The sequence below is a fragment of the Carboxydocella sp. JDF658 genome (assembly GCF_002049395.1).
In the GTDB taxonomy this organism is placed as follows: domain Bacteria; phylum Bacillota.
The window spans coordinates 1-256 of sequence record NZ_BDLR01000164.1 but is presented as its reverse complement, the minus strand read 5'-3'; the positions used below and the strand labels follow the sequence as shown (position 1 = coordinate 256).

The 256-nt window shown below is 57.4% G+C and carries 1 rRNA gene; it reads right to left on the bottom strand.

Features of this window, described 5'->3' with window-relative positions:
- Positions 1–256 (bottom strand): 23S ribosomal RNA (locus JDF658_RS13070); the annotation flags it as partial.

Genomic DNA, 256 nt, shown 5'->3' with positions numbered 1-256 from the left:
GTTTCCGGTACGGGCACCATACCCCCTCCTTAGAGGCTTTTCTCGGCAGTTTGGCATCAGAAGCTTCGCCCTTACGGGCTCCCCTTCACCTCTCAGGATTTCCGTGAGGCGGATTTGCCTGCCTCACTCCCTACGGGCTTGGACCGGTCCTTCCATTCACCGGCTCTCCCTAGCCTCCTGCGTCACCCCGTCGTAATAACGGTTGTATGGTGGTATCGGATTTTCAACCGATTGTCCATCACCTACGCCTCTTCGG